Genomic DNA, 16,420 nt, shown 5'->3' with positions numbered 1-16,420 from the left:
CGGTGACGCGCCCGGCTCGGCGTGTGAACATGGTGGATGTGGGAAGCGAACACGGACACGGGCACGGGCATGCGCACTCCTGGTGGGCACGGCTGCGGCACGTGTTCGTCCCGCACTCGCATCACAGCTCCGACTCGATCGACGGTGAGGTGGAAGCGAGCCGCAAGGGGCTGCGCGCGCTGTGGCTGTCGTTCGCCGGGCTCGGTCTGACCGCAGCGATCCAGGGCGTGCTGATCGCGTTCACCGGCTCGGTGGCGCTGCTCAGCGACACGTTGCACAACATCGCCGACGCGCTCACCGCCGTACCGCTGGCGATCGCGTTCCTGCTCGGCCGGCGGGCGGTCAGCAAGCGGTTCACGTACGGCCTGGGCCGCGCCGAGGACCTCGCCGGGCTGGCCATCGTGGTTGTCATCGCCGCGTCGGCGGGGCTGGCCATCTGGCAGGCGGTCGACCGGCTGCTCGCGCCGCAGGCGATCGACCACCTGGGCTGGCTGGCGGCGGCCGGCGTGGTGGGCTTCGTCGGCAACGAGCTGGTGGCGCAGTACCGGATAAGGGTCGGCAGGCAGATCGGCTCGGCCGCGCTCGTCGCCGACGGCCTGCACGCACGTACCGACGGGTTCACCAGCCTGGCCGTGCTGCTGTCGGCCGGGGGCGCGGCGCTCGGCTGGCGGTGGGCCGACCCGGTGGTCGGGCTGGCCATCGCGGCGGCGATCCTAGCCGTGCTGTGGGGCGCCTCCCGCGAGGTGTTCGGCCGGCTGCTCGACGGCGTCGACCCGGCCCTGGTCGCGGCGGCCGAGGACGCACTGCGCGACACACCTGGGGTGTGCGGCATCGAGCAGCTGCGGCTGCGGTGGGTCGGACACTCGCTGCACGCCGAGGTCGACGTCTCCGTCGACCCGGAGATCACCGTCACCGAGGCCCACCACATCGCCCACGAGGCCGAACACCAGCTGCTACACGCGCTGCCCCGGCTGGCACGGGCAACCGTGCACGTCAACCCACACGGCCCGGCCGCCGGCGACGCGCACGCCCGTCTCGCACACCACGCGAAGGACTAACCCCGGGGCACGGCCAGCTGAGTCAACGTCGCGTTGGCCGGCTCGAGGGCGGCCCACTCGCCTGGCAGGGTGAGCACCGCGATGGCCGAGGTGGGGAACTTGACCTGCACCCGGTGGAAGACCGCCGCGCCGGGGTCGCCGGCGAGGGTCAGCACGAGCTCCTGCAGGCCGGGGTTGTGCCCGATGAGCACCGCCGTGCCGGCCGTCTGCGGCACGGCGCGCAGCACGTCGACGAGTGCCGGCACCGACGCGTCGTACACGCGGTCGTCGAACACCGCCTCGGGCGGCACGGGGAGCTCGGCGGCCGCCAGCTGCCAGGTGTCGCGGGCACGTACGGCCGTCGAGCAGCGCACGTGGTCCAGCGGCCACCCGGTGTCGCGCAGCCACCTGCCGGCGGCCGGCGCGTCCTTGCGGCCGCGGGCACCGAGCGGGCGTTCGTGGTCGTCGACGCCGACCGGCCAGTCCGACTTGGCGTGGCGCAGCACGACCAGGCGCCGCGTGCCAGCAGTCTCCGTCTCGGCCATCACCCATGCCTTTCGTCCGCACACCAGCTGACAGTGAGACTATTCCGCACGATGGTCGTGACGGGTCGGGGAGGACCAGTGGCCGAGATCAGGTACGGCACGTGCCCGCTGTGCGAGGCCAGCTGCGGCCTGCAGATCGAGCTGAACGGCGAGACCATCACCTCGATCCGCGGCTCGACGGACGACCCGCTGTCGCAGGGCTACCTCTGCCCCAAGGCCGTCGCCCTCCAGGACCTGCCCGACGACCCCGACCGGCTGCGCACGCCCGTACGCAGGACCGCCGACGGTTGGCAGCCGATCGGCTGGCCCGAGGCGCTGGACGCGGTCGCGACCGGCCTCGCCGACGTGCAGCGCCGCCACGGCAACGACGGCCTCGCCGTCTACCTCGGCAACCCCAACGTGCACAACCTGGGCTTCCTGACGCACGGGTTGCCGTTCGTTGGCATGCTGCGCACCCGCAGTCGGTACAGCGCGTCGTCGGTCGACCAGCTGCCGCACCAGCTGGCCGCGTACCACCTGTACGGACACCAGTTATTCCTGCCGGTACCCGACATCGACCGCACCCAGTACTTCCTGGTGCTCGGCGCCAACCCGATGGTGTCCAACGGCAGCATGATGACCGCGCCAGGCATGCCCGCCAGGCTGCGCCGCCTGCGCGAGCGCGGCGGCCGGCTGGTCGTCGTCGACCCGCGCCGCACGGAGACGGCCCGCCACGCCGACGAGCACCACTTCGTCCGGCCGGGCAGCGACGCGCTGTTCCTGCTGGCGCTGCTGCGTACGGTTCTCGCCGAGGACCTCGCGACGCCGGCGCCGTACGTAGACGGGCTGGACGCCGTACACGAGGCGGTCGACCCGTTCACCCCGGAACGGGTCGCGGAGCGCACCGGGATCCCCGCGGAGGCGACCCGCCGCATCGCCGTCGACTTCGCGACCGCACCTGCAGCGGCGTGCTACGGCCGGATGGGGGTGTCCACCCAGCGGTTCGGCGCGCTGTGCCAGTGGGCCATCCAGGTGCTCAACATCGCTACCGGGAACCTGGACCGGCCAGGCGGCACCATGGTCACGCACCCGGCCGTCCAGGTCGTCGGCTCCCCGCAGATCGGGCCAGGCCACCACGGCAGGTGGCACAGCCGGGTACGCGGTCTCGCGGAGTTCGCCGGCGAGCTGCCGGTGGCCACCCTGGCCGAGGAGATCCGCACCCCAGGCGAGAGACAGATGCGCGGGCTGCTGACCGTCGCGGGCAACCCGGTGCTGTCCACGCCCGGCGGCAAGGCGCTGGACGACGCGCTCGGCGAGCTCGACTTCATGGTGGCGATCGACCCGTACCTCAACGACACCACCAGGCACGCCGACATCGTCCTGCCGCCGACCGGCCCGCTCGAGAACGACCACTACGACCTGGTCTTCAACGCACTCGCGGTACGCAACACCGCACGGTTCTCACCGCCGGTGCTGGCGAAGCCGGACGGCAGCATGCACGAGTGGGAGATCTACCGCGAGCTGGTCCGCCGCTACCGCAAGGTCGCACCGCGCAGGCGCGGCCTGCGTGGGGACCGCACCACGTACCTGACCACCCGCATGTCGCCACGGCGGCTGGTCGACCTCGCGCTGCGCGCCGGGCCTTACCGGCTGTCGGTGAAGCGGCTGCTGCGCGCCCCGCAGGGCGTCGACCTCGGTCCGCTGCGGCCGTGCCTGCCCGGCCGGCTGCAGACTGCGGACAACCGCATCGACTGCGCGCCCGAGGTGCTGCTGCGCGACGTCGACCGCGCGGCCGCTGAGCTGGCGACGTCACCGCGACCCGGCGAGCTGCTGCTGATCGGCCGGCGCCACCTGCGCAGCAACAACTCCTGGCTGCACAACACGCCACGGCTGACGAAGGGCAAGGCCAGGCACCTGATGCTCATCCACCCCGACGACCTGGCCGCGCGCGACCTCGCCGACGGCGACCGGGTAAGGGTGCGGTCGCGGGTCGACACGATCGAGCTGGAGGCCAGCGCAAGCACCGACGTCATGCCGGGCGTGGTGAGCATCCCGCACGGGTTCGGCCACTCCCCCGACGGCACCCGGCTGGAGGTGGCGGCCGCCATCGGCGGCGCCAGCCCGAACGACCTGACCGACCCCGCGGACGTGGACGCCGTCTCCGGCAACGCCGTGCTCAACGGCGTCACCGTACAGGTCGAACCGGCGTGAACGGACGCCCCCGCACGCCCGAGACCGCCCTGGACTGTCGACGGAGTGCGCTCGCGCTCGGCTGCCGTGCCGGGCCGCGCGACCGGCCCGCCCGCAGCCGACCGCCGGGCACGGCACGGGAGAACCGCTAGCCCGTCTCGCCCGCTTAGCGGCGCCAGAAGTCGTAGCGGTCGCTGCCGGGCTTGAAGCCGGCCGCCTCGACGACGTCGGTGGCCAGCTCGAACTTGTCGCCGACCCGGCTCGGGTCGTGCGTGTCGCTGCCGAACGACACCGCGCGGCCGCCCCCCTCGCGCCACCAGGAGACCAGGTCGACCGAGGCCAGCGGGCTCTTCGTGTTCACCTCGAGCGCGCGGCCGCTGCCGGCGAGCGCACGGAACACGGCGCGGTACTCGGCCTCGAACTCGCGCTCGTCGTACGGCCCCGCGGACGCCGGCCAGTACCTGCGCGGGAAGTCGACGTGGGCGAGCACCTCGAACACGTCGCTGCGCTCGACCAGCCGGATCAGCTCGTCGAAGTACCTGCGCATCGCCTCCGCGGGCGGCAGCGCGTACAGCAGCCACCCCGCGTCGGCCAGCCGGCCGTCGTGGCGCACCGAGTGCAGTGAGCCGAGCACCCGCTCGAACGTCCCGGCCTTCAGCACCCTGGCCACGCTGCCGGCGAACAGGTGCGGCTCCCCCGTCTCGATGCCCGAGACGACCCGCAGCTGCGCGAACCGCTCCCGGCACCGCTGCACGCTGGCCTGGTAGCCCTCGACGTCGAACGGCTGCACGTTCGCCCTGGTGATCTCGGGCGCGTCCGCCGGCACGTGGTCGCCCTCACCCCAGTCGGTGAAGTCGACGTGCTCGGTGAACGCCACGGCGGGCAGGCCGAGCGACACGGCGCGTGCGCAGGTGCGTTCCATCGAGCCGGTACGCACAGCGTCGTAGGACCATTCCGAGTGCACATGATTGTCGGGAGGCAACATCACTTGCATGCTAACCGGATGAGAAAGTAGCTCTATGTACGACGCAATGATGGCTGAGACGGTGAAGATCCTCGGGCACAACGGCGACGAGATCGAGGCGTATCTCGCCCGCCCGCTCGACGCCGGCCCACATGGCGGCGTCGTGGTAATCCACCACATGCCCGGGTACGACGCGGCGACCAAGGAGATCGTGCGGAAGTTCGCGGCGAACGGCTACGCGGCGATCTGCCCCAACCTGCACTACCGGGAGGCACCCGGCGCGAGCCCGGACGACGCGGCCGCGGCGTCGCGGGCGACCGGTGGCGTGCCGGACGAGCGGCTCGTCGGCGACGTCGCGGGCGGCATGAGCACGTTGAAGGCGCTCTCCTCGGCGAACGGCAAGGTCGGCGCGATCGGGTACTGCTCCGGTGGCCGGCAGACGTTCCTCGCCGCCTGCTCGCTGCCGCTGGACGCGGCCGTGGACTGCTACGGCGGGTTCGTGGTCGGCGAGCCGCCGGCCGACTTCCCGATTCCCGTGCGACCGATCGTCGACAAGGCGCCCGACCTGTCGTGCCCGCTGCTCGGCCTGTTCGGCAACGACGACCAGCACCCGTCACCGGACGACGTCGCGGTGCTGGAGAGCGAGCTCACCAAGCACGGCAAGACGTTCGAGAAGGTCTGCTACGACGACGCCGGGCACGCGTTCTTCGCGGTGGACCGGCCCAGCTACCGGCCGCACGCCGCCAACGACGGCTGGCAGCGCGTCTTCGAGTGGTTCGGCCGCTACCTCCAGGGGTGAAGGGACACCGGTCATGTGCACGTATCTCACCGAGAAGTTCGCGATCGAAGGCAGCGGCAAGGGAGCGTCCGGCTGGTTCGGCCTGAGCCAGGGTGTCGTCTACGTCGACCACCCCGTCCACGCGCAGTACGACCACACGGTGAACATCGACTTCACGGCGCCGGACCGTGGCCCGTCCGCCCGGGTCGCGGTGGAGCTCACCGAGGAAGCCGCGCTGGCGTTGGTCGACGCGATCCAGACCGCGCTCGCCGCCGCGCCGCCCGGCCTGGCGTCGGCTAACCAGATGCAGTGTCGGCCGTCGGCCTCGGCGGCGCAACCGGGCGCGTAGACCGCTTGGGCGTGAACACCAGCTGCACGATGCCGTCGTCGTCGATCCGGCGCACCCGGAGGCCGTAGACCGGCTCGAGCACCTCGGCGCGGAGGACCTCGCCCGGCGTCCCTGCGCTCACCAGGCGGCCGCGGTCGAGCAGCACGAGCTCGTCGCAGTAGCGCGCGGCGAGGTTGAGGTCCTGCAGCACCAGCACCGTCGTGACCGGCAGCGTACGCACCAGCTGCAGCAGCTCGTGCTGGTACCGCACGTCGAGGTGGGTGGCGAGCTCGTCGAGCAGCAGGTGCTCGGCCTGCTGCGCCAGCGTCCTGGCGATCAGCACCCGCTGCTGCTCGCCGCTGGACAACGTGGCGAAGTCGCGGTCGGCGAGGTGTGCGGCGTCGACCTGGGCCAGCGCGTCCACGGCGAGCTGGTGGTCGTCCGCCGAGAAGGGCTCCCATGCGGGCCGGTGCGGCGACCGGCCGAGCAGCACCACCTGCAAGCAGCGCAGCGGCAGGTCCGCGCCGCCGTCGCGCGCGACGACCGCGACCCGGCCGGCCAGGTCGCGCGGGCCGAGCCCGTGCACCAGCGAGCCGTCCATGGTCACCATGCCGGCCCGCGGCTCGAGCCGCCCGTACAGCGTTCGCAGCAGCGTCGACTTGCCGCTGCCGTTGGGACCGACAAGCCCGACGACCTGGCGGTGCCGAACCCGCAGGTCGACATCGTCCAGGACCAGGTTGTCGTCGTAACCGAACGAGACGGCTCTGGCGCTGATCACCGGTCCTCCGAACTCACTGCATCGCTTCGACCAGAGCGGCCATTTTCTCCAGACCGTCCACGGCAAGTGGCGACGCCGACATGAACGGCAACTCGAGTGTGATGATCCTGTTGTTCTCTACGGCGCTGAGCTTCTCCGCACCGGGCAACGCGCGCAGCTCGCGCTCGGCCCGCTGCGCGCTGCGCCCGGGCGGACCTGGCCCGGTCGACATCACGACGATCACTTCAGGGTCCGCAGCGACGAGCTGGTCGGCCCTGATCTTCGTGCGCTGCGGCTCCATTTCGCCGAAGACGTTGGTCATGCCCATCGCCTCGATCTGCGAGTGCGGCACGCTCGACTGTCCGTACGCGGTCACGTGGTCGCCGCGTACGGTCACCGCGGCGGCGGAGTCGAGGCTGAAGCCGGAGGTGTTCTTCACCGCGGCGATCCGCTGCCGCAGGTCCTGGCTCTTCCCCCGCGCCGCCGCCTCGGTGCCGAAGATCCGGCCGTACCTGCGGACGTCGACGATGATGTCGTCGAGTCCGGTGGCCGCGGCAACCACCGGCCTGGCCGTGGACCCCGGGCTGCCCATGCCGGCACAGGAGCCGGTGTTGACGATCGACGGTATGCCGGCCGCGGCCAGCTCCTTCGCCGTCGTCCGGGTGAGCCCGTCGCTGACCACCAGCTCGGGCTTCTGGTCGACGATCGTCCGCTTCGCCGGCTGGGCGCGCGGCGAGACCTGCGGGATGCCGCGCAGGGTGCGCTTCGCGAGGCCGAGCGGCACGTCCCGCTCCGCCGCCCGCACCGCGATCCGGTCGCCGGCACCCGCCGCCCACATCGACGTCGACGCACCGGAGCCGATGGTGAGCACCCGGGACGGCCGCTCCTGCAACACCACCTTGCGGCCGCAGTCCGACACGGTCATCGGGAAGGCGGGGTGCGTGCTGCGGTCCGTCTTCGGCTCGTCCGTCGTGCCGCTGCAACCGCCCAGCACGACGGCGCCCACGACGACTGCCGACACGGCAGCTATCCCCCGGCGCATCCTTTCCCGTCCTCTCCTGCGGTCGGCCGCCCGTCCCGGGCGAACGTATGGTGCGCGCCCTACGTTCCGCGTACGCTGAGGCGCGTGTCCAGCGAGGAACTGTTACGACTGCGTCGCCACTGGGACAAGAGCTCGAGATCCTACGACAGGCAGATGAGCTTCGCAGACCGGAGGTTCTTCGGCGACACCAGGCAGTGGATCTGCCAGCGGGCCGCCGGAGACGTGCTCGAGGTCGCGATCGGCACCGGGCTCAACCTGCCGTGGTATCCCGCGGACGTCCGGCTGACCGGGGTCGAGCTCAGCCCCGGCATGCTCGCGCAGGCCAGGCAGCGAGCGGTCGCCGACGACCACGCAGCCGACCTGCGCCTCGGCGACGCCCAGCAGCTGCGGTTCGAGGACGAGTCCTTCGACACGGTCGTCTGCACCTTCTCGCTGTGCGCGATCCCGGACGCCGGCGCCGCCGTACGCGAGATGGTCCGGGTGCTGCGGCCGGGCGGTCTGGTGTTGCTCGCCGACCACGTGGTCAGCACCTCACGGCCCGTACGCGTCCTGCAGCGGCTCGTCGAGCTGGTCACCATCAGGACCGGCGGGGAGCACTACACCAGGCGACCGATGGACCACGTACGCAACATTTCGCTGACCATCGAGGACACCGACAGGTTCAAGCTCGGCGTCGTGGAGCGGCTCGCCGCCCGCAAACCGGCGTGATGCCGCCGTTGGCAGGATGGGGGCCATGCAGCCTCACCTGATCGCCGAACGTTACGAGCTGGTCGAGGTGCTCGGCCGCGGCGGGATGGCGCAGGTGTGGCGGGCACGCGACCTGCGCCTGGACCGCGCCGTCGCGGTGAAGATCCTGGACCGGCACGCGTCCGGCGAGGCGGACGCGGCGGCGCGGTTCGAGCGCGAGGCGCACGCGGCCGCCAGGATCAGCCACCCCAACATCGTGGCCACCTACGACTACGGCACCGAGAACGACCAGCCGTACCTGGTGATGGAGCTGGTCGACGGCCGGTCGCTGCAGGACCTGCTGGCCACTGGGCCACTGCCGGTCGCGGACGCAGTGCGGATCGCGGGCCAGACCTGCGCCGCACTCGACGCCGCCCACCGCGCCGGCGTGATCCACCGCGACATCAAGCCGAGCAACGTGATCATCGCCGCGGACGGCACGGTGAAAGTGCTCGACTTCGGGGTCGCCCGGGTCAGGGACGCCCTCTCCGCCGACCTCACCCGCACGGCGACGGTGATCGGCACCAGCACCTACATGGCGCCGGAGCAGGCCAGCGGCGGCACGGTCGACGAACGCACCGACCTCTACGCGCTCGGCTGCCTGATGTACGCCACGCTCACCGGCGCGCCCCCGTTCACCGGCGACAACCCGATGAACGTGCTGTACCAGCACATTCACGCCACCCCGCGGCCGGTGCGGGAGCAGCGCCCGGACGTCCCGGCCGAGCTCGACCGGCTGATCGGGTCGCTGCTGGCCAAGGATCCGGCCGCGCGCCCGCCGTCCGCAGCCGCCGTGCAGGCGGCGCTGCCGGACGTGACCGGCGACACCGACCGCACGGTGCGGCTGGTCGGTGCGCCCACGCCGATCGCCGACACGGCCGTGCTCCCGGCCCAGCGGCGGCCCCGCCGGCGCCTCTGGGCCGCCGTGCTCGCCGGCGCGGCGGTCGTACTCGCTGCCCTGCTCCTCGTGCCGTGGCTGCTCGGCGGCGACGACTCCCCCGACACCCGGGCCGAGACGACCGCCCCGGCCGCGTCCTCGACGCCGGCGGACCGGACCTCGCGGACGCCGACCCAGCAGCCGCCGGCCACCGACCCGACCAGCAGGATCGACCAGCTGCGGACGCTGATCGGGGCGAAGGAACGCGCAGGTGACCTGGAGTCCGGCGACGGCCGCAAGCTCCGCAAGGACCTCGACAAGGTCGACGAGGAGTACCAGGAAGGCAAAACCGAGGACGCCTCGAAGCACGCCGCCGAGCTGCGCAGCCGGCTGGACGAGCTGGCCGGCGAGGGCAAGATCGACGACCCGACCTACCGGCAGCTCGGGGCGGCCACCGACCGGCTCACCGACGCCCTGCCCGCGACCGATGACGAGGCGGACGACGAGGGCGACGACCCCGGGAAGGGCGACAAGAACGAGGACAAGGGCAAGGGCAAGGGCAAGGACAAGAAGCCCTAGGGCTCAGTCGTCGAGGGTGTGGAAGGTGCGTACCTCGCGGTTCGCCAGGTACTCCACGGCGTACCCGAACACGTGCTGCTGGAAGTACTCCGCCGCCTTGTGGTCCTCGTAGCCCTGCTCGTCGACGTACTGCTCGTACAGGAAGAACACCGTCGGGTCGTCCGGGGAGACGTGTGCCTGGTAGACGAGGTTCTTCTCCTCCGCGCGCGACAGCGGCGTCATCGTCCTGATGACCTCACGGATCCGCTCTTCCTCGCCCGGCTTCGCCTGCCACGTCGCCGCCACCACGAACGCCATCGCACCGTCCTCCTCGGTTGGGTCAAGACACCTCGGTCAGCCAACCACACAAGGTGTCCGCCTCGGCGTCGAGCGCCCCAGGGTCGTCGCCAGGCACGAACTCGAGCAGCGCGTAACGCACGGTGCCGTCGTCCGCCGTCGCACGGGCCAGCCGGCCGAGCACGTCCTGCCACAGCGATGCGGCCACCCGCAGCGGCTGCCGCCCGCCGTCGGCCGACCAGGCGAAGACGTGCACCGTACGCAGCAGCGGCAGCAGCGCGTCGATGTGCTTGCCGGCCTCGCCGACCCGCTGGCCGGGCACCGGCTGCCAGTACGGCCGCACCACGCCGGCGGACATCTTGATGTCGTCGAGCAGCCGCAGCGTCGACGGCAGGGTGTCGGTGAGGGTGTCCGGGTGGCACTCCACCGAGACCTGGATGTCGTGTTCCGCGGCGAGCGCGGCGAGCCCGCCGATGTCCTCGGCGACCCGCTGCCGCTGCTCGCCGGTGCACTCGGCCGAGCCGGCCCGGCCGGCCCACACCCGGATGTTCGGCGCGCCCAGGCTGATCGCCGTACGCAGCACCTTGTCCGCCACTTCCAGGTCGTCGTGGCCCGCGTAGTAGTACGAGCCGTACGAGCAGACGGCCAGGCCGGCTTCGGCACACAGATCGGCCACGCGCTCGGCCTCGGTGAACTTGCCTGCCGGTACGTGGACGTCACCGCCCCACTCGATGGCCGACAGGCCGGCGGCGGCCGCGAGCCGCACCACCTCGTCCGCAGGAAGCTGCCGATATGTCACCGATACGAGCCCAGGAACTGGGGCAGTCAGACCGCTCACCGCACCTCCGTACGCAGCAACGTCAATCCTGGCAGAGGGACGCGGTTCGCGCGCGGGTTGCCGCAGACTCGTACGCCGGCCGATACCGACAAAGACCTACCAAGCGTCCACACCGGGCATTCGATTGGCGCGGTATGCAAGGGATGTGCCAACGTAGCCGGAGTTGGCAGCGACGAGAACTCGATGAGGAGCTGGTATGGGGGCACGGCCCGGTAAACGATCCGTGGCCCGCAGCTCGTCGAAGTGCCAGGAGCTGGAGCAGCCACCGGCGATGCCGGACGCCGGCCGCAGCCCGAGGTGGCGGGCGGGTGTCGCACTCGTCGGGGTCGTGCTGCTCGCGATCAACATGCGGGCGGCACTCGCGGCCGTCGGCCCGCTCGTGCCGGACATCAGGGCAGCGCTCGACCTCAGCCGCGGCACCGTCAGCCTGCTCACCGCGCTGCCCGTACTCTGCTTCGGCCTGCTGTCCACCGGCATCGCCGCGGCCGGCCAGCGGATCGGCGCAGAGCGCACCCTGCTGTTGGCCATGCTGGGCATCGCCGCCGGCAGCCTGCTGCGCTTCCTCCCGCACGTGTCCTGGCTGCTTGCCGGCACCGTGGTCGCGGGCACCGCCATCACCGCGGCCAACGTGCTGCTGCCCGGGGTGGTCAAATACCACTTCCCGCGCGGGTCGGCGACGGTCACCGGCGTCTACACGGCTGCTCTGGTCGGCGGGGCCGCGGCCGCCTCTGGGGCGAGTGCCCCGCTCGCGCACGGCGCGCACCTGGGCTGGCGCGGCGCGCTGCTCGTGATGGCCGTCCCCGCGTTGGTCGCCGCCGTGGTCTGGCTGCCCCAGGTGCGCCGGGCACACCGGTTGCCGCCGGCCGGCCGGGTGCGGGTCATCAACAACCCGGTCACCTGGGCGCTCGCCGTATACATGGGCATGCAGTCGGTGCTGTACTACGCGGTGCTCACCTGGTTGCCCGCGTACCTCCGCGACTTCGACATCCCCGCGACGAGCGCGGGTGTCGCGCTCGGCGTGTTCAACCTGATCGGGGTGGTCGGCTCGCTGGCCGCACCACCGATCGCCGTACGGCTGCCGAACCAGGTCCCGATGGTGATCGCCACCTGCACTCTGTGGGGCAGTGCGCTGGCCGGCCTCTACTTCGCCCCCGGCTACTACCTGGCGTGGGCGGTGGTGGCGGGCGTCGCGCAGGGCGCGTGCATAAGCATCGCGCTCACCCTCATCCTGCTGCGGGCCAGGACGCCCGAGGTGGCCGGCAGCCTCTCCGGCGCAGTGCAGTCCATCGGCTACCTGATCGCCGCGCTCGGCCCCCTCGTCGTCGGCGCCCTGCGCGACCTGACGAACGGCTGGACGGTGCCGTTCGCGTTCCTCGGCTTCGCGACGCTGCTCGTCGCCGCCAGCGCACCACTGGCCGCCGGCCGCCGCCAGGTCGGCTGACGATGCCCGGCTTCACGATCGGCCTCAAGTACCAGGACCCGCTGCGGCTGTCGATCGGCTCGCCGGACGGGTCGCCCGCCGACGCCCGGGTGTTCGTCACGGCCGACCCGCGGCTCACCACGACGGAGCTGACGATACGTGCCGAGCGGCAGGAGGACCTCGCACGGGCCAAGCTCGCCCCCGGGCGGCTCGAGTACCCCTCGCTCGACGTCCACGTCCACAGCGCGTCCCCGTGGGCGGGCGAGAGCACGCGCGACGACCTGACCGTCGCCGTCCGTATCCCACCGTTCTCGTCGGTGCAGGTCGCCCTGCGCGACGCCCACGTCGATCTGGTCGGCGAGCTGGATCACCTCGACATCCACACCCATGCCGGCACGGTGACGACGTCGCACGCGTTCCGTACCGGGAACGTCCGCTCACACCGTGGTGACCTCACGTTCGCAACCGTGCCCGGTTCCCTCTCCGCCCACACCGACCGCGGTCAGCTGACCGTGCACGGCGTGACGGCAACGCCTTCCTCCAAACCACCTCGGGCGGGATCACCGTTACGCACGCCGACCCCGCCGAGCGGCTGCGCGTGACGTCGGAGACCGGCGCGATCACGTGCACAGCGGAGAACCGGGCCGCGCTCGACCGGACCGCGGCGCGGTCGGACGGTCCGGTGTCCCGCGGCGTACACGGGCCACGTCCCGCAGGGCGACAACAGCACCAGCGCGCCCGCGACGGGGACGAGCGGGTGCGCGGTGCACATCCGTCGCGGGGTGAACGGGCGACGTGACGCTGCCTCGGCCGTTCCGCGGCTACGCTGAGACGACGGAGGGAGTGGCCCGATGGCGGACGAGCCGACCGTCACCCGTCTTGCCCAGCTGGTCGAGCAGGTGGAGCGCGAGGTCACCACACTCGAGCAACGGGTCGCTGCGCTGCCGCGCCGCACCTGGGTGTGGTGGGTCGTGCTGGCCACCACCGTGTTCGCCGGGCTCACCCTGCTGCTGCCGTGGGCGAGGTTCGGCGGCGGCGAGCTGGCTGCCGTCGCGTTCGGCCTGCACACCGAGCACACGCTCGCGTTCCGGGTGCTCTACCTGGTCACGGTGGTCGTCGTGGCCATCGCGCTGTCCGGCCTCAGCTCGGGCGTGGTGACGTGCTGGCTGGTCACCGCGGCCGGCGGCGCGCTCGCCGGAGCCACCGGGTGGACCTGGATCCAGCTCGCCGGCGCGGATGTCGACGGCGTCGCCGGTGTGGACGTCGGCCTGTACGCGGCGCTCGCCGCATCCTGCCTGCTCGCCGCCGCCGGCTTCGCCGGCGCGAAGGTCGGTCTCTGGACCTCGCGGGCGCCATGAGCGGCCTGCGTACCGTCCTCGCCTGCTGCTGCGCACTGGTCGTCGGCGCAGGGGTCGGCGTGACGACGGCCGCGTTCGCCCCCGCGATCATGTCCGGCGACGACCAGCAGCCCGACGTCGCGCGGGTCGCGGGCCTGCCGAACCGCCCACCGACACCACAGGCCAGCCCCGGCAGCGATGCAACGGAACTGCACCTGGAGCCGAACACCCCGCTCGCGGTCGACGCCGGCGGCGACCTGCTGCTCGTACAGCCGCCGCGCACGACTACGGACCAAGCGAGCCGGCTACTGCGGGTCGACAAGCGCGGCAAGGTATGGACCACGCCGATCCGCTTTCCCGACGGGATGTCCGTCGACCAGCTCATCGCGCTCCCCCACGCCTTGCTGTTCCTCGCGGACGGTTCGCTGTACCGCATCGAGCGCTCCGGCGGGCAGCCACACCGACTCCTCACCCCCGACCAGCTGGGGATCACCGACCTCGCCGTCTCCGCCGACACCGTCTACCTGCTCGCCGGCGACGACCACCGCGTCTACGCCGTAGCACGCGACGAGCTCGGCTCGCGCCGGCTGGCCAAGCGCGACCTCCGGCCGTACGCCGGCAGCAGCCGGCCCGGGTTCGCCGGCGACGGCCGAGCCGCGCGGAAGGCACGCTTCGACGCGCCCACGGCGATCGCGGCCACGCCGGACAACACCGTCTATGTCGCGGATACCGGCAACCACCGGATCCGCAAGATCGACGCGGACGGCGCGGTCAGCACCGTCGCGGGTGGCAGCGTGGACCCCGGCTGCACCGCGGCCGACGCCGTCGGTTCGTACGTCGGACCGATCGCGCACCTGACCGTGCGGCGGGACGGCTCGCTGCTGTTCACCGAGCGGTCGTCGCAGGAGCGCATGGGCATCGGCGACGCGCAGGCGCGGCTGCGCGAGCTCGGCCCGGACGGGCAGCTGGCCGAACTCGACCTGGGGTTCCCCGCGGCCGGCCGCGTCACCGCCGGGCCGGCAGGCGCGACGTACGTGACCAGAGCCGGCACCGGCGAGATCTACCGGCTCGCCGGTGGCGTACGCGGCCAGCCGGCCAGCGGCGAGTGCCGGCCGCTCGTACGAACCAACCAGGTCACGTCGATCGCCCTGGTCAGCAAGGAGCCGGCCAGCCAGCTGGCCGCGTTGGCGTCCGGCGACATCGCGTACGTCCCGTTGCCCGCCGGCCAGCAGCAACCCACCGCGTTCGCGGACGTCGACACGGTGCACCTGCTCGACCGGAAGCGCCCGGTGTTCCGCGCCGAGCCGGGCGCGCGCGTGGTCGGCATCGCGCCCGCGGGCAACCAGCTGCTCGTGTGGTGCGACTACCGGGGCGACGCGAACGGCACGGTGCTCTACCGGGTGCGGCGGAACGGCACCGCGAAGCCGCTGGTGACCGGCAGCGCGACCGAGGCGGACGCGAAGGGACTGCCGCTGCGCGGCGAGGGCGTGACCGCGGCCGGCTTCGACCCGGCCACGGACCAGACGGTCGTCGCGTCGGGCGGCGCGACGTTCGAGCTGCTCGACGGCGAGCTCGTCGAGCTGCCGTGGCAGGGCTCGTACCGGCGGCTGGCGCCCGGCCAGGACGGCAGGTGGCTCGCCCATGGCTCGGACGGTGTGGTGCGGTTCGGCGCCGGCGGGGCCACCGAGCCGGTGCTGCCCGCGCAGAGCAACCCGCCGGCGCCGCCGAGCGAGGTGGTGCCCGCGCTGACCGGCGACCCCGGCCAGCAACCCGACATCTGGGTGACCGGCTTCGCCGTCGCCGCCGACGGCGCGGTGTACGCCGCGCCGCGCTGGGACCTGTCCGGCCTGCTGCTGCGCGTCGGCGCGGAAGGCGGCACCGAGCTCGTCGCCGGCGACGGCACAGCCGGCCCGGTGCGGAAGACCACCACCGCCACGGACAGCATCGGCCGTGCGGTCGACGTGGCCACCCGCGGCAACCGCGTCTTCCTCGCCGGCGGCGCCGGCATCGTCCGCATCACCCTGCCCGAGGACGCGGACGCATGAGAGGCACGCCGGTCGCGGCCACGTTTCGCGCCGAGGGCGCCGGCATCGTCCAGGGGCACCGGTCGCGGAGGAACGCATGAGTAGCGATCCCCGGGTGCCTGGGCTGCTTGAGCGGATGGCGGCGGCCGCCACCAGAGTCACGGTGTTGAGCGAGCGGCTCGACCGCGCCGAGCGTGGCGGCGACACGTTGCGGACGCTGGCCTGCGTGGGGCTCGCGCTCGCGTCCGCCACGCTGCTGTTGCCGTGGGGCCGGGACGCCCAGCCGCGCGACGACGTGCTCGCGGCCGGGCTGCGCGACGTCGAACGGTACGCGGCCCTGTCGCTCGCCGGCGCGGTGGTGCTCGTGGTCTGCCTCGGCGTCACCTGGGCGGCGATCGCCGTGCTCGACCGGTGGCCGCGGTACACGGTGCCGGCCGCGGGGATCGCGGTCGCCGGCACCCTGCTCGCCGGCGTGCCCGGCGCGAACGTCGTCACCCCCGGCGACCCCACCATCGGCAGCTACCTCGCCGTCGCCGGCCTCGCCCTCACCGCAGCCGCACTGTTCCTGCGCACCGGCCGGTGAGGCCTAGATGAGTGATTCCTTGAAGGGTGTGGTCGGCGCGGCTGCGGAGACGTGGGGCGGAGGGTGTTCAAGATCGATGTGTGACCAAAGAACTGAACACCCTCCTGACAGCACTGTATGTGGTGGTCGACGATCACGTG

General features: G+C 72.5%; 17 protein-coding genes. 11 read left to right on the top strand and 6 right to left on the bottom strand.

Annotated features, from left to right (window positions below):
• The first annotated feature begins 29 nt into the window (after nt 1-29).
• Entirely contained in the window at nt 30-1,058 is a 1,029-nt protein-coding gene (locus GEV07_09745) for a cation diffusion facilitator family transporter (GenBank protein MQA02982.1), read from the top strand.
• Here GEV07_09745 and GEV07_09740 read toward each other — a convergent pair.
• Entirely contained in the window at nt 1,055-1,582 is a 528-nt protein-coding gene (locus GEV07_09740; protein ID MQA02981.1) for a histidine phosphatase family protein, read from the bottom strand. The genes GEV07_09745 and GEV07_09740 overlap by 4 nt on opposite strands.
• Nucleotides 1,583-1,633: 51 nt before the next feature.
• Here GEV07_09740 and GEV07_09735 point away from each other — a divergent pair, with 51 nt between their 5' ends.
• Entirely contained in the window at nt 1,634-3,772 is a 2,139-nt protein-coding gene (locus GEV07_09735) for a molybdopterin-dependent oxidoreductase (protein MQA02980.1), read from the top strand.
• Nucleotides 3,773-3,917: 145 nt separating this feature from the next.
• On the opposite strand, the gene GEV07_09730 is transcribed toward GEV07_09735, so the two are convergent.
• Nucleotides 3,918-4,739, bottom strand: coding sequence for a PHP domain-containing protein (locus GEV07_09730; protein ID MQA02979.1), 822 nt, complete (start codon nt 4,737-4,739; stop codon nt 3,918-3,920).
• Nucleotides 4,740-4,770: 31 nt separating this feature from the next.
• On the opposite strand from GEV07_09730, the gene GEV07_09725 reads away from it, so the two are divergent.
• Nucleotides 4,771-5,514, top strand: a complete 744-nt coding sequence (locus GEV07_09725; GenBank protein ID MQA02978.1) for a dienelactone hydrolase family protein — start codon at nt 4,771-4,773, stop codon at nt 5,512-5,514.
• A gap of 13 nt (nt 5,515-5,527) precedes the next feature.
• Nucleotides 5,528-5,842, top strand: a complete 315-nt coding sequence (locus GEV07_09720) for a hypothetical protein (protein MQA02977.1) — start codon at nt 5,528-5,530, stop codon at nt 5,840-5,842.
• Here the strand turns inward: GEV07_09720 and GEV07_09715 are convergent.
• Together GEV07_09715 and GEV07_09710 are read right to left on the bottom strand one after the other, a co-directional pair.
• Nucleotides 5,790-6,599, bottom strand: a complete 810-nt coding sequence (locus tag GEV07_09715; protein ID MQA02976.1) for an ATP-binding cassette domain-containing protein — start codon at nt 6,597-6,599, stop codon at nt 5,790-5,792. The two genes, GEV07_09720 and GEV07_09715, sit on opposite strands and share 53 nt — an antisense overlap.
• A 13-nt stretch (nt 6,600-6,612) precedes the next feature.
• Nucleotides 6,613-7,620, bottom strand: coding sequence for an ABC transporter substrate-binding protein (locus tag GEV07_09710; GenBank protein ID MQA02975.1), 1,008 nt, complete (start codon nt 7,618-7,620; stop codon nt 6,613-6,615).
• A gap of 153 nt (nt 7,621-7,773) precedes the next feature.
• On the opposite strand from GEV07_09710, the gene GEV07_09705 reads away from it, so the two are divergent.
• Together GEV07_09705 and GEV07_09700 are read left to right on the top strand one after the other, a co-directional pair.
• On the top strand, nt 7,774-8,328 hold the full coding sequence (locus tag GEV07_09705; GenBank protein ID MQA02974.1) for a methyltransferase domain-containing protein: 555 nt from the start codon (nt 7,774-7,776) through the stop codon (nt 8,326-8,328).
• 16 nt (nt 8,329-8,344) lie between these two features.
• Nucleotides 8,345-9,802: a protein kinase gene (locus GEV07_09700; GenBank protein ID MQA02973.1), complete on the top strand. Its 1,458-nt coding sequence runs from the start codon at nt 8,345-8,347 to the stop codon at nt 9,800-9,802.
• A 3-nt stretch (nt 9,803-9,805) separates the two neighbouring features.
• On the opposite strand, the gene GEV07_09695 is transcribed toward GEV07_09700, so the two are convergent.
• Together GEV07_09695 and GEV07_09690 are read right to left on the bottom strand one after the other, a co-directional pair.
• Nucleotides 9,806-10,099, bottom strand: coding sequence for an antibiotic biosynthesis monooxygenase (locus GEV07_09695; protein ID MQA02972.1), 294 nt, complete (start codon nt 10,097-10,099; stop codon nt 9,806-9,808).
• Nucleotides 10,100-10,121: 22 nt separating this feature from the next.
• A complete protein-coding gene (locus tag GEV07_09690; protein MQA02971.1) occupies nt 10,122-10,907 on the bottom strand; it encodes a TIM barrel protein in 786 nt (261 codons plus the stop codon).
• 205 nt (nt 10,908-11,112) lie between these two features.
• On the opposite strand from GEV07_09690, the gene GEV07_09685 reads away from it, so the two are divergent.
• From GEV07_09685 to GEV07_09665, 5 genes are all read left to right on the top strand, one after another.
• On the top strand, nt 11,113-12,357 hold the full coding sequence (locus GEV07_09685; protein MQA02970.1) for an MFS transporter: 1,245 nt from the start codon (nt 11,113-11,115) through the stop codon (nt 12,355-12,357).
• Between the two features lie 2 nt (nt 12,358-12,359).
• The gene (locus GEV07_09680) at nt 12,360-12,938 is read left to right on the top strand and encodes a hypothetical protein (protein MQA02969.1); all 579 of its coding nucleotides are present in this window, start codon (nt 12,360-12,362) and stop codon (nt 12,936-12,938) included.
• Nucleotides 12,939-13,187: 249 nt separating this feature from the next.
• Nucleotides 13,188-13,694 carry a hypothetical protein gene (locus tag GEV07_09675; GenBank protein MQA02968.1) on the top strand — a complete coding sequence of 169 codons (507 nt, stop codon included), beginning with the start codon at nt 13,188-13,190 and terminating at the stop codon, nt 13,692-13,694.
• Nucleotides 13,691-15,718 (top strand): hypothetical protein, encoded by a 2,028-nt coding sequence (locus GEV07_09670; protein MQA02967.1) that lies wholly within the window; start codon nt 13,691-13,693, stop codon nt 15,716-15,718. Before GEV07_09675 ends, GEV07_09670 begins: the two co-directional genes overlap by 4 nt.
• 76 nt (nt 15,719-15,794) lie before the next feature.
• Nucleotides 15,795-16,280, top strand: a complete 486-nt coding sequence (locus tag GEV07_09665) for a hypothetical protein (protein ID MQA02966.1) — start codon at nt 15,795-15,797, stop codon at nt 16,278-16,280.
• The last annotated feature ends 140 nt before the right edge of the window (nt 16,281-16,420 follow it).

It is taken from the genome of Streptosporangiales bacterium, from assembly GCA_009379825.1.
Taxonomy (GTDB): Bacteria; Actinomycetota; Actinomycetes; order Streptosporangiales; family WHST01; genus WHST01.
The sequence above is the reverse complement of the archived record's forward strand: the minus strand, read 5'-3'. Positions and strand labels throughout refer to the sequence as shown.